Below are 11,648 nucleotides of genomic sequence, written 5' to 3'. Positions count from 1 at the left end.
CGCCCCACGGCGGTCAGACCACCGCTATCCGCGTACCTCATGACGAGGATGTAGCACCGCCAACGCCGACTGTCACCCCACCCTTTCAACCTCAGCGTCAGCCACGGCAGGACTCGCGCCCGCGCTCGTCGCGAGGAGCACAGTGAGAAGGGTCTGTTGCGAAAGTGCTCGTCACAGCCAGTTGTTGAGGGCTGCGACCAGTACGGTCGCCTCGTAGCGGACGGCGGGTCGGCGAGTCTGTCGTACGTCGTAGCGACCGCGCGGTGCCGCTTGAGCCGGTTGCGGACTCGGTCGGCCGGGACCGGGATGGTCGCTCTAATGACGCGTCTGCGTTGATGCGGCGTCTGCGCCCACATGCTCTCGGCCGTGGTGGTGATGGCCGGTGGGGCTTCGGCGCCCCGGGGGCGGCCGATCGAGGGCACCGTGGCCGCCACCGACCGGTGGCACACGTGGGGTCGCGAGGTCTAGAGTGAGGACAAAGTGGTTGAATGGCGGACGGAGTTTCCCATGAGTGTGCAGGAGCCCCTGGACCTCGCGGCGATCGAGGCGGAGCGCACGCGCATCCGCGACACGCATCTGGCCTCGGACCGGCCGGCGAGTTCCGCACGCGGAGTGCACCACGTGGCGCTGCTCTCCGCCGACGTCGAGCGGACCGTCCGCTTCTACCAGGGCATCCTGGAGTTCCCGCTCACCGAGGTGATCGAGAACCGCGACTACAAGGGTTCCACCCACTTCTTCTTCGACGTCGGCAACGGCAACCTGCTGGCCTTTTTCGACTTCCCCGGCCTCGACCTCGGCCCCTACGCCGAGGTGCTCGGTGGGCTGCACCACCTGGCCATCTCCGTCGACCCCACCACCTGGCAGCGGCTGCGCGAACGGCTCGACGCCGCCGGGGTCGACTACGAGGAGGAGAGCGGCACTTCGCTCTACTTCCGCGACCCCGACGGCGCCCGCGTCGAACTCCTCGCCGAGCCCTTGGGCGAGATGTACGGCCACTCAGTGCGCTGACGTCCGCCGAAGGCACGGAGCCGGGAGCACGGGCGGCAGGTCAGCCCAGCGAGCTCGCCCAGTTCGCCGGCACCCGCCCCGCGGGACCCGGTGTCGGCTGGTCCTCGGGGTGGCTCAGCGGGGGAGCGAGGTCCGGGCCGGACTCGTACAGCTCGGACGTGTCGAAGTTCCAGAACCAGGCCTCACCGGGTTCGAAACTGCGGATGATGGGATGGCCGGTGCTCCGCGCGTGCGCGGTGGCGTGCTTGGCCGGCGAGTCGTCGCAGCAGCCGATGTGGCCGCACTGCGCACAGCGGCGCAGGTGGAACCACCAGCCGCCGGCGGCGTCGCAGTCCCCGCACCCCGGACCGCTCGGCGGGACGTTCGGATCGATTCCGGCGGGCAGGCTCATGAGGACTCCTCAGGTGTTTCGGTGTCCGCGGCGGTCAGGGGAAGGCGTACCTGGAAACGGGTGTCGCCCGGGACGGACTGCACCTGAAGACTCCCGTGGTGCTTGTTGACGACGATCCGCCATGAGATGTCCAGACCGAGTCCTGTCCCCTCACCCACCGGCTTGGTGGTGAAGAACGGGTCGAAGATGCGGTCGCGGATCTCGGGCGGTACCCCGGGACCGGTGTCGCGGAACTCGACGAGCAGGTCGTCGTGGTCGAGTGCGGTGCGCACGGTCAGGGTCCCCTCGCCGCCCATCGCCGAGACGGCGTTGTCGACGAGGTTCGTCCATACCTGGTTCAACTCGCTCGGATACGCCGGGATCTTGGGCAGTGTACGGTCGAACTCCTTCACGACCTTGACGCCGGAGCCGATCTTCCCAGAGAGCATCATCAGCGTGCTGCCCAGCAGTTCGTGGACGTCGACGACCTGATACGGCGCGCGGTCGAGCTGCGAGTACTGCTTGGCCGCGTCCACCAGGTGCGTGATACGGGTCGTGGAGTCCTCGATCTCGTTCATGAGGAGCTCGGTCTCCACGGTGTAGTTCAGCCAGTGGACCGCGCCCTGGAGCGTCTCCTCGTTCACGGCCGCCGCGACCTGGTCCAGCCAGTCCGTGTCGAGCCCCGCCTGCACGAACGTCGGCGCGAGCTGCCAGCCGCCCGCGATGTTGTGGTCGTCCAGCCAGTCGGCGAGCGCGTCCTCCCGGTCGGAGGCTTCCAGCGGGCTCAGGGGCGTGGCCTTGGCGACCTGCTCGGCGGTGCGCTCCTGGATCTCGACCAGGACTTCCAGAGTGTCCCGCTTGTAGGGGCCCGCGGCGATCGCGCCGAGCTTCTGCCGCATCTTCGCGACCCGCTCCCGCAGCGCGGAGGTGGCCCGGACCGCCGCCGCGGCCGGATTGTTGAGCTCGTGCGTCAGCCCGGCCGACAGCGAACCGAGCGCCAGCAGCCGCTCGCGCTGTCCGATGGCCCGCTGGGTGTTCTGGGTGCCGTAGAACAGCCCTTCCAGCAGGTGTACGGCCATGGGGAACCAGTCCCGCATGATCGAGGAGAAGGTCTCGGCGGGCAGGATGAAGAACCGGGAGGGCACGGTGACGCGGAGGGAGCCCCGGTAGCGCGCCTGGTCCGGCTTGCTCACATAGGCCTGGGTGGCCCCCGCGTACACCCCGCGCTGGGAGCTGCGGGTGGTCTCCACGTCGTCACCCCCGACCCGGCGTGACATCACCAGGGTGCCCTCGAGGAGCACGAAGAAGCAGGTGGCCGGATCACCCTCGGTGTAGACGGGACCCGGGTCGAACTCCTCCACCCGGCCTTCCCGGCACAGCCGGCCCAGCTGGTCCGCGTCCAGCTTCTCGAACAGGAACAGCGTGCTCAGTTCCGCCATGTCGCACGGCATCAGCCGCCCGCTCATGACTGCTCCAGATAACGGTGGACGAGCATGACGGCCATGGCTCCCTCTCCGACCGCGGAAGCGACCCGCTTCGCGGACTCGGCACGCGCGTCCCCGGCAACGAACACGCCGGGAATATTGGTCTCCAGGTGGTACGGCGGCCGGTCCAGCTCCCAGCCCTTGGGCGGCTGCCCGTCGATGGTCATGTCAGGACCCGCCGGGATGAATCCACGCCCGTCCCGCAGCACCGTCCCCTCAAGCCAGTCGGTGAGCGGGGCCGCGCCGATGAACACGAACATCCACTGCGCGTCGACGAGTTCGGTGTGCCCGCTCGTCACGTCCCGCAGGGTGAGTTGTTCCAGATGGTCCGTGCCGTGCGCCGCGTCGACGACCGTGCAGGTGCGCACCGTGATGTTGGGCGCCTCCTCGATCTGCTGGATCAGATAGTGCGACATCGAGGCGGACAACGACGTTCCCCGTACGAGGAGGGTGACCGACTTCGCGCCGCGCGACAGGTACATGGCAGCCTGCCCGGCCGAGTTCGCCCCGCCCACGATGTACACGTCGTGGCCCTGGCAGGCGGCCGCCTCGGTCAGCGCCGAACCGTAGAAGACGCCGCACCCGGTGAGGTCGGCCAGGCCGGGCGCCTGCAACTGCCGGTACGAGACTCCGGTCGCCAGGATCACCGCGTGCGCGGAGATCGCAGAGCCGTCCGAGAAACGGATGGTGCGGGACGCTCCGGTGACCTCGAGGCCGGTCACCTCGCGCGCGGTGAGGATCTCGGCGCCGAACTTCGCCGCCTGCCGCCGCGCCCGGTCCGTGAGCTGGCCCCCGGACACCCCGTCCGGGAAGCCGAGGTAGTTCTCGATGCGCGAGCTCTGCCCGGCCTGCCCGCCGGTCGCCGAGCGCTCCACGAGCACGGTCCGCAGCCCCTCGGACGCGCCGTACACGGCGGCTCCGAGGCCGGCCGGACCGCCGCCGATGACGACGAGGTCGTAGAACTCCGACGTCGGCGTCGTGGCGAGGCCGACCCGCGCCGCGAGATCCGGGTCCTCGGGCTCGATCAGCGGCGTACCGTCCGGCGTGATCACCAGCGGCAGTCGCTCCCCGTCCTGGTCGGCCGCGGACAGCAGCCGTTGCCCCTCCGGTGTGTCGGACGAGTACCAGCGGTACGGCACCTGGTTGCGGGCCAGGAACTCCCGTACGTCCGAGGAGCGCGCCGACCATCGGTGCCCGACCACCTTGCAGATCGGCACGGGCCGGTAGTCGCTGGTCCGCCAGGCGTCCAGGAGATCGTCGAGGACCGGGTAGAGCTTCTCCTCCGGCGGATCCCACGGCTTGAGCAGATAGTGGTCCAGATCGATCACGTTGATTGCGTCGATCGCCGCGTTCGTGTCCGCGTACGCGGTCAGCAGCACCCGGCGTGCGCCGGGGTACACGTCGAGCGCCTGCTCCAGGAACTCGATGCCGTTCATCTGCGGCATCCGGTAGTCGGCGAGGATCACCGCCACCTGGTCGCCCCGCAGCTTCAGCTCCTTGAGCGCGTCCAGCGCGGTCTCCCCGGACTCCGCGCGCACGATCCGGTGCGATTCGCCGTAGCGGCGCCTGAGGTCGCGCGCCACGGCGCGCGACACCCCGGGATCGTCATCCACGGTCAGAATGACGGTCCGCGCTGTAGCGGCGGCCTGTGCCATACGTCTCCCACCCCGAGCAGGACAGTGTCGGACTCAATCGTATGTACGAACGCCCGCCTTCGCTCTGGAACCGCTTCACGCGGGCTCTGCGGGGGCCTCGGCCGGTGGCAGCAGGGACTCCCGCATCTTGGGGAGGATGTGGGTGACGTAGTCCTCCACGGCGGTGCCCAGGCCGATGTCGTGCTGGGCCTGCTCGGACAGGTACCAGCGGTGTTCGAGGAGCTCGTGGTAGATCTCGGCCGGGTCCATGGTGCCGCGCAGGTCCAGCGGCACCGCCCGGACGGTCGGCCGGAACACGTCCCGCACCCAGCGGTGGGCGAGGACCTCCGGGCGGGCGGCCAGGGGATCGCCGGGCGCGTAGTCGTCCTGGGTGGCCATCCAGCTCTCCAGGTCGTTCAGGAGCCGGCGCGCCTGGTTCTCCTCGGCGTCGAGCCCGGTCAGCCGCAGCAGCTGGCGCTGGTGGTGGCCCGCGTCGACGACCTTCGGCACGAAGGTCACCGTGTCCCCGTTCGAGGAGTGCGCAATCTGCATCTCGGCGACGTCGAAACCCAGGTCGTTCAGGCGGCGGATCCTCCGGTCGATGTAGTGGTGCTTGCCCGCCGGGTAGACGGACGTACGGGTCAGCTCGTCCCACAGGCTCTGGTAGCGCGCGCAGATCTCCATGCCGAACTCGATCGGGTCGACGGAGGGGTGCAGGGCCCCCGCCGCCTCCAGGTCCAGCAGCTCCCCACTGATGTTGACGCGGGCGAGATCGAGGTCGTACTCCCGTTGCCCGCTGCTCAGTTGCGGGTGCAGCTCCCCGGTCTCGGCGTCCACGAGATACGCCGCGTACGCTCCGGCGTCACGCCGGAACAGCGTGTTCGACAGCGAGCAGTCGCCCCACGCGAACCCCGCCAGATGCAACCGCACCAGCAGCACCGCCAGCGCGTCCATCAGGCGGTGCATCGTGGCGGGCCGCATGGTCGTCTCGAACATCGACCGGTACGGCATCGAGCCGCCCAGGTGCCGGGTGATGAGGACGGGCTCCAGCGGTTCACCCTCGCCGTCGGTGCGCCCGGTGACCACGGCGAGCGGGTCCACGGCGGGGATGGAGAGCCGGTCCAGGCTGCGCAGCAGCTCGTACTCGCGCAGGGCGGGCCGCTCGGCCAGCTCCTTGACGGCCACGACCTCGGTCCCGGCGCGCGCGTAGCGCACCACGTGCCGCGAGATGCCGCGGGGGAGCGGCACCAGGTAGTGCTCCGGCCACTCTTCCAGCGGCAGTTGCCAGGGCAGTTCGAGCAGGAGCGCGGGGTGCTCCGGGTTGGTGGCGCTGATCTGCAAAGCCATCGACGGGCTGCCCTCACCTCGGGGTCGAACGTGTACCTGGCCCCAGCATCTACGAATGATCCCCGAGGCGGAAGACGCGGCGGGCGTTGCCCGACAGGAACAGCTCGGTGGTCTCCTCGTCGAGGCGCAGGTCAGGAAGGTGTTCCAGAGCCCGACTCGGCGTGATCATGGGGTAGTTGGAGCCGAAGAGGACCTTGCGCCGCCCCCGGCCGCGCAGATAGTCGACCAGTTCGGTCGGGTAGCGGCGGGCGGTGTAGGCGCTGGTGTCGATGTGGACGTTGGCGTGTTTGTCGGCCACCGAGATCATCTCCGTGGTCCACGGGTAGCCGATGTGCCCGCAGACGATGGTCAGTTCGGGGAAGTCCAGCGCGACCTGGTCGATGTACGGGATCGGCCGGCCCGTCTCGGAGGGGCGCAGCGGCCCGGTGTGTCCGACCTGGGTGCAGAACGGGATGCCGAGCTCGACGCAGGTGGTGTACAGCGGGTAGTAGAGCCGGTCGGTGGGCGGCAGCTGCCACAGCCACGGCACGATCCTCAGGGCCACGAAGCCCAGCTCCCGGACGGCCCGCCGCAGCTCCCGCACGGCCGCGACGGGCCGGGTCAGGTCCACGCCCGCGACCCCGCGCAGCCGCCCCTCGGACCGGGCGACGAACTCGGCGACCTCGTCGTTGCCGATCAGGGGCCCCTGCGGCCCGTACCAGGCCGCGGACAGTCCGATCTCCACGTCGGCGGCCGCGAGCGCCGCCACCGTGGCCTGCACCGGAAGCGGCTCCTCCAGCAGCCTCATGCCGGTCCAGCGGCGCAGCGACTCGAACATCTCGTGGTTGGAGTGGCGCAGTGTCGGGTGCTGCATCCACGCGTCGACGACCGGCATGATCCCGTACCCTTCCCGGGGCTCGTGGCTGAGCGATTGCTTACCTCGACCCTGGACCCGACCCTAGAGGGATCCGCGCGCGGAGTCAGCGCTTCACGGGAACCATGGTGAGGAACCGAGGACCGAGAGGACTCCGCCATGCCGACACGGGCGCAGACGCAGGAACCGCAGACCGATCTGGACGCGCGCTACAGCTCCCCCGGGGCCACCGCCGCACCCTGGGCCGAGGCCGCCTCCCGCCTGGAGAAGGCCGAGATCTTCTGGCTGGCGACGGTACGTCCGGACGGCCGGCCGCACGTGACCCCACTGATGTCGGTGTGGCTGAACGGGGCGCTCCACTTCGCCACCGGCGCGCGGGAGCGCAAGGGGCTGAACCTCGCCGCCAACCCGCACGTCGTTCTCACCACTGGCACCAACGCCTACGGCGAGGGCCCCGACCTTGTGGTCGAGGGCGACGCGGTCCGGATCACCGACGAGAAGCGGCTAGCCGAGCTGGCGGCGGCGTGGGAGGCGAAGTACGGCCCGGAGTGGCACTTCGAGGTGCGCAACGGGGCCTTCGACTCCGCTACGGCGGCTGCTGCGCCGCCGTCGACGGAGGAAGCCGGGGACGCGGGCCTCGCCCTGGTCTTCGAGGTGGCGCCCCACACCGTCTTCGTCTTCGGCAGGGGCAAGAGTTTCAGCCAGACCTGTTACCGCTTCACCCGCTGACCATGGCATCGACGAGAGCCGTCAGCGCGGAGGCGAGTCGTGAGAACCCCGGGCCCGTGGGGCCTCCCGGTTCCGTCATGTACGTGTCCCGCCGGATCTCCACCATCAGGGCGGTGACCCGTGGCTCCCTCTCGTAGAAGCGCAGTGGGACGTACGCGCCGGAGAACGGGCTGTCGATCCCGACGCCGCTCAGGCCCGCGAACGCCTTCTCCGCGAGGGTGACCAGCTCGGGCGGCGTGTGGAAGGAGTCGGTTCCCAGACAGACCTGCGGTCGTGGACCGTCGCCGTGCAGCTCGTACGGCAGCCGGGCCGTCGGATACGAGTGGACGTCGACGATCACCGCCCGCCCGGTGACGGCGAGCCGGTCGGCCACCGCTGCGGTCATGGCCGCCGCGTACGGGTGGAAATAGCGCTCGATCAGTGGCCGCGGGTCGACGTCGGCGGGCCGCAGCGGTGTGCGCCGGGTCGTCCGGGTGTAGACCGCGCCCATCCCGACGGACAGCATCTCCTCCCGTTCGTCGGGAAAGCGTTCGGGATCGACCACCAGCCGGGACAGCCGGTTCACGAACCGCCATGGTGTGACCTCGGCGGCTCGCGCCGCGGTCGCGGCCAGCTCCGCGGTGTGCGCGTCCGTGATGTGGTCCAATTCCCGCTCCAGCGCGGCGTCGTCGAGCGCGATGCCGGCGCGCACCGGCGCCGGAATGCGCCGCGAGGAGTGCGGGACGTGCAGGATGACGGGGGAGTGGGTGGCACCGGGCAGCAGCTCGAAGGACGTCTCGTTGCGGTCAGGAGTCTGGTTCACGTGAGATTCCTATCGCAGCCCGGCCCCCACCGCTCACCTCAGCGCACGCCGCCACCGCCGTGGCGCGCGTAGTGCTCGATCAGGGCCGCCCGGGTCGTCTCCAGCCGGTGCGCGAGGATCGCGGCGATGGTCCGGGTCAGCGACAGTTCCAGAGCCGGATCCCGCTCGCACAGCGTGCGCACCTCCGCGGCATCGAACTCGTACGCGCGTACGGGACTGAACGCCTCGGCGCCGAAGTCCCAGTGGTGCGGCGGGAACAGCCACGACCAGCCGAGCAGATCGCCGGGCCCCAGCGTCGCCACGGAGATGTGTCGTTCGCCGACGACCCGCTGGTGCAGGGAGACCGTTCCGGAGCGGACCACCCAGAAGCGGTCCGCGATTCCCCCTGCCTCGAAGATCTTTCCGTCCGCCGGGAAGGAGACCTCCCGGGCCAGGGACATCAGGCGTTCCCTGTGGTCGGGGGAGAGGGCGGGCAGCAGCCGGAGAGCAGTGGGCATCGCGGACCTCCATCGCACCGCCGCAGGGCCCCATGGACGCGACGGCACATGTCGTACCGGTGTATCCCGTCACCTCCATTGGACCGGCAACCGCGGAATTCGTCGCGCCGGGGGACCGGATCGAGACGGTGCGCCCTTCTGTGAGCCGCTCAGGGCAGTGGTTGCTCGGCCCAGATGACCTTGCCGGCCGGGGTGTAGCGGGTGCCCCAGCGTTCGGCGAGCTGGGCGACGAGGAACAGGCCGCGTCCGCCCTCGTCCGTGGTGGCCGCGTACCGCAGGCGGGGTGAGGTGCTGCTGTTGTCCGAGACCTCGCAGATCAGGCTGCGGTCACGCAGCACGCGGACCTGGATGGTGCCACTGCCGTAGCGGATGGCGTTCGTGACCAGTTCGCTGAGGATCAGCTCGGTGGTGAACGCCATGTCGTCGAGGCCCCACTCCGCCAGCTGCCGGGTGACCGAGGCGCGTACCTCACCCACCGCGGCCGGTTCGGACGCCACCTGCCATTCGGCGATGTGCTCGGCGCCGAGCGCGCGGGTGCCCGCGACGATCAGGGCGATGTCGTCGCTCGGGCGGTCCGGGAGAAGGGCGTCCAGGACCGCCTGGCAGGTGTCGTCCGGTGACCGGTCGGCCCCCGTGAGGGCGGCGCGCAGCAGCTCGAGCCCCTCGTCGATGTCCCGTTCCCTGTCTTCGACGAGTCCGTCCGTGTAGAGCACGAGACGGCTGCCCTCCTCCAGCTTGAGCTCGGCGGTCTCGAACGGCAGTCCCCCGAGCCCCAGCGGGGGCCCGGCCGGCACGTCGGGGAACTCCACGCTGCCGTCGGGGCGGATCAGCGCGGGGGGCGGATGGCCGGCCCGGGCGACCGTGCAGAGCCGGGAGGCCGGGTCGTAGACGGCGTACAGGCAGGTGGCGCCGGTGATGGCGGCGCTGCTGTCGGCCGCCGCCTCGTCCTGGTCGATGCGGCCGACCAGCTCGTCGAGGAGCCCGATGATCTCGTCGGGTGGCAGGTCAAGGGCGGAGAAGTTGTGGACGGCGGTCCGCAGGCGCCCCATCGTGGCCGCCGCGTGCAGTCCGTGGCCGACGACATCCCCCACGACGACGGCGACCCGGGCGCCGGACAGCGGCAGTACGTCGAACCAGTCGCCGCCCACCCCCGCCTGCGCCGGAAGATAGCGGTAGGCGATGTCCAGGGCGCTCTGCTCGGGCAGGTTGCGCGGCAGCAGACTGCGCTGCAGGGTCACGGCCATGGTGTGCTCGCGCGTGTAGCGGCGTGCGTTGTCGATGGAGACGGCGGCACGGGCGACCAGTTCCTCGGCGAGCGCCAGCTCCTCCTCGTCGAAGGGCTCGGGCTTGCGGGAGCGCCAGAAGTTGACGACCCCCATCACCAGCGGGCCCACCCGCAGGGGCACGGTGATCAGCGAGTGGATGCCGTACTCCACCACCTGCGTCGTGCGTTCCAGGTCCTGGGCGAGCCAGCCGGGGGCCTCTTCCAGGTCGGGCTCGACGACGGCCTCGCCCGTGCGCAGGCTCCGGGCCTGGGGGGTGGAGGCGATGAAGCGGATCTTCTCGCCCACCGGGTAGAGCGGGGCGTCCTTGCGGATACCGCTGCACGCGGTGCGGCGCAGCTCGGTGACGCCGTCCGGCTCCTCCCCGTTCAGTACGGCGTCCGCCAGGTCCACGGTCGCGAAGTCCGCGAACCGGGGAACGGCCACCTCGGCCAGCGTCTCGGCGGTGCGGGTCACGTCCAGACTGGTGCCGACGCCCACCCCGATGTCGTACAGGAGCTTGAGGCGCTCGCGCGCCACCTCGGCCCGGCCGGACAGCGCGCGCAGCTCGGTCGAGTCGCGCAGGGTGGCGACACTGCCGGGCGGGCCGCCCTGGAGGTCCGTGGGCCGCTGGTTGATGGCCAGCAGCCGGTCCCCGACCAGATGCACCTCGTCCGTGGCGACCCGTCCAGAGGCCAGCAGCTCGGCGGTGTCCGCCTCGAGGCCCAGTTCCAGGACATGTCGCCCCTCGGCGTCGGGGGGCAGGTCGAGCAGGCGTTGTGCCTCGTCGTTGGCGAGCAGCAGCCGTCCCTCGCCGCCGGCGATGATCACCCCCTCGCGGACGGCGTGCAGCACCGCGTCGTGGTGCTCGTACATCCGGGTCATCTCGTACGGGCCCAGGCCGTGCGTCTGGCGCAGCAGGCGTCGGCTCACGAGCGCCGTACCCCCGAGGGCGAGGGCGAGGGCGGCGGCCGCGGCGCCCAGCAGGAGGGGCAGCTGCCGGTCCGCGACACCGCCCACGTTGGCGGTCGTGATACCGGCCGACACCATGCCCACGACCTTGCCGTCGGGCGCCTTGATGGGAACCGTGGCCTGCACCAGCGGCCCGATGGTCCCGTTGATCTCCTCGGTGATGGAACGGCCGGCCAGCACGGGGGCGGTGTTCCCGACGAACTTCTTGCCGATCCGGTCCGGTTTGGGGTGGGTGTAGCGGATCCCGTCGGTGTTCATCACGACGATGAAGTCCACGTGGGACTGCTTGCGGGCGGCCTCGGCCTGCGGCTGCAGCACGAGCGTGGGGTGGGGGCTGCTCAGCGCCTCACGGGTGCCGGGCGCGTGGGCGAACGTCTCGGCGACGGCCAGCGAACGATTGCGGGCCTCCTGCGTGCTGTCGTGCCGTACCTGCAGCACCAGCGCCACCACCGCGGAGACGATCAGCAGCAGCACGATCACCACTTGCAGCACGAACACCTGGCCCGCGACGCTGCGCCCGCCCAGCGCGGACCGCGGTCCCCACGCGGGTCTGCGCCCCGCGCGCGGACCGCCTGGGCGAGGGGTCGACCGAGCCCGGGATCGACCCAAGAGCCGGACCATGTGCCTATGTCTACACTGCCGGGCGCCCCGAGGCGAGGGGCGGCGCATGGTGTGACAGAGGCCGGTCGG

The 11,648-nt window shown here is 70.6% G+C and carries 10 protein-coding genes; 2 read left to right on the top strand and 8 right to left on the bottom strand.

Annotated features, from left to right (window positions below):
* The first annotated feature begins 507 nt into the window (after positions 1–507).
* Positions 508–1,008, top strand: coding sequence for a VOC family protein (locus ACZ7M2_RS34480; RefSeq protein WP_352052957.1), 501 nt, complete (start codon positions 508–510; stop codon positions 1,006–1,008).
* Between the two features lie 40 nt (positions 1,009–1,048).
* Here the strand turns inward: ACZ7M2_RS34480 and ACZ7M2_RS34475 are convergent, their stop codons facing one another.
* The 5 genes from ACZ7M2_RS34475 to ACZ7M2_RS34455 form a co-directional block, all read right to left on the bottom strand.
* Positions 1,049–1,399, bottom strand: coding sequence for a UBP-type zinc finger domain-containing protein (locus ACZ7M2_RS34475; protein ID WP_352052956.1), 351 nt, complete (start codon positions 1,397–1,399; stop codon positions 1,049–1,051).
* Positions 1,396–2,844: an ATP-binding protein gene (locus tag ACZ7M2_RS34470; RefSeq protein ID WP_471598640.1), complete on the bottom strand. Its 1,449-nt coding sequence runs from the start codon at positions 2,842–2,844 to the stop codon at positions 1,396–1,398. The genes ACZ7M2_RS34475 and ACZ7M2_RS34470 overlap by 4 nt, the downstream gene beginning before the upstream one ends.
* Positions 2,841–4,517 (bottom strand): NAD(P)/FAD-dependent oxidoreductase, encoded by a 1,677-nt coding sequence (locus ACZ7M2_RS34465; protein WP_471598639.1) that lies wholly within the window; start codon positions 4,515–4,517, stop codon positions 2,841–2,843. Before ACZ7M2_RS34465 ends, ACZ7M2_RS34470 begins: the two co-directional genes overlap by 4 nt.
* Positions 4,518–4,592: 75 nt before the next feature.
* On the bottom strand, positions 4,593–5,843 hold the full coding sequence (locus tag ACZ7M2_RS34460) for a DUF4032 domain-containing protein (RefSeq protein WP_471598638.1): 1,251 nt from the start codon (positions 5,841–5,843) through the stop codon (positions 4,593–4,595).
* 49 nt (positions 5,844–5,892) lie between these two features.
* On the bottom strand, positions 5,893–6,717 hold the full coding sequence (locus tag ACZ7M2_RS34455) for an amidohydrolase family protein (RefSeq protein ID WP_471598637.1): 825 nt from the start codon (positions 6,715–6,717) through the stop codon (positions 5,893–5,895).
* A 138-nt stretch (positions 6,718–6,855) separates the two neighbouring features.
* On the opposite strand from ACZ7M2_RS34455, the gene ACZ7M2_RS34450 reads away from it, so the two are divergent.
* Positions 6,856–7,425: a pyridoxamine 5'-phosphate oxidase family protein gene (locus tag ACZ7M2_RS34450; protein ID WP_471598636.1), complete on the top strand. Its 570-nt coding sequence runs from the start codon at positions 6,856–6,858 to the stop codon at positions 7,423–7,425.
* Here ACZ7M2_RS34450 and ACZ7M2_RS34445 read toward each other — a convergent pair.
* The 3 genes from ACZ7M2_RS34445 to ACZ7M2_RS34435 all read right to left on the bottom strand — a co-directional run bounded on the left by ACZ7M2_RS34445 (position 7,415) and on the right by ACZ7M2_RS34435 (position 11,579).
* Positions 7,415–8,227: an N-formylglutamate amidohydrolase gene (locus tag ACZ7M2_RS34445; protein ID WP_471598635.1), complete on the bottom strand. Its 813-nt coding sequence runs from the start codon at positions 8,225–8,227 to the stop codon at positions 7,415–7,417. The two genes, ACZ7M2_RS34450 and ACZ7M2_RS34445, sit on opposite strands and share 11 nt — an antisense overlap.
* 38 nt (positions 8,228–8,265) lie before the next feature.
* On the bottom strand, positions 8,266–8,724 hold the full coding sequence (locus ACZ7M2_RS34440; RefSeq protein ID WP_403704752.1) for a cyclic nucleotide-binding domain-containing protein: 459 nt from the start codon (positions 8,722–8,724) through the stop codon (positions 8,266–8,268).
* A 149-nt stretch (positions 8,725–8,873) separates the two neighbouring features.
* Entirely contained in the window at positions 8,874–11,579 is a 2,706-nt protein-coding gene (locus ACZ7M2_RS34435) for a SpoIIE family protein phosphatase (RefSeq protein ID WP_471598634.1), read from the bottom strand.
* Between the last annotated feature and the right edge of the window lie 69 nt (positions 11,580–11,648).

Source organism: Streptomyces sp. NPDC111507, assembly GCF_055638955.1.
Note: the sequence above shows the minus strand (reverse complement) of the source record. Positions and strands in the feature narration are given on the sequence as shown.

Coding starts and splice junctions, on each gene's coding strand:
- ACZ7M2_RS34480 (WP_352052957.1), top strand. CDS start 508: ATGAGTGTGCAGGAGCCCCTGGACCTCGCGGCGATCGAGGCGGAGCGC.
- ACZ7M2_RS34475 (WP_352052956.1), bottom strand. CDS start 1,399: ATGAGCCTGCCCGCCGGAATCGATCCGAACGTCCCGCCGAGCGGTCCG.
- ACZ7M2_RS34470 (WP_471598640.1), bottom strand. CDS start 2,844: ATGAGCGGGCGGCTGATGCCGTGCGACATGGCGGAACTGAGCACGCTG.
- ACZ7M2_RS34465 (WP_471598639.1), bottom strand. CDS start 4,517: ATGGCACAGGCCGCCGCTACAGCGCGGACCGTCATTCTGACCGTGGAT.
- ACZ7M2_RS34460 (WP_471598638.1), bottom strand. CDS start 5,843: ATGGCTTTGCAGATCAGCGCCACCAACCCGGAGCACCCCGCGCTCCTG.
- ACZ7M2_RS34455 (WP_471598637.1), bottom strand. CDS start 6,717: ATGCCGGTCGTCGACGCGTGGATGCAGCACCCGACACTGCGCCACTCC.
- ACZ7M2_RS34450 (WP_471598636.1), top strand. CDS start 6,856: ATGCCGACACGGGCGCAGACGCAGGAACCGCAGACCGATCTGGACGCG.
- ACZ7M2_RS34440 (WP_403704752.1), bottom strand. CDS start 8,724: ATGCCCACTGCTCTCCGGCTGCTGCCCGCCCTCTCCCCCGACCACAGG.
- ACZ7M2_RS34435 (WP_471598634.1), bottom strand. CDS start 11,579: ATGGTCCGGCTCTTGGGTCGATCCCGGGCTCGGTCGACCCCTCGCCCA.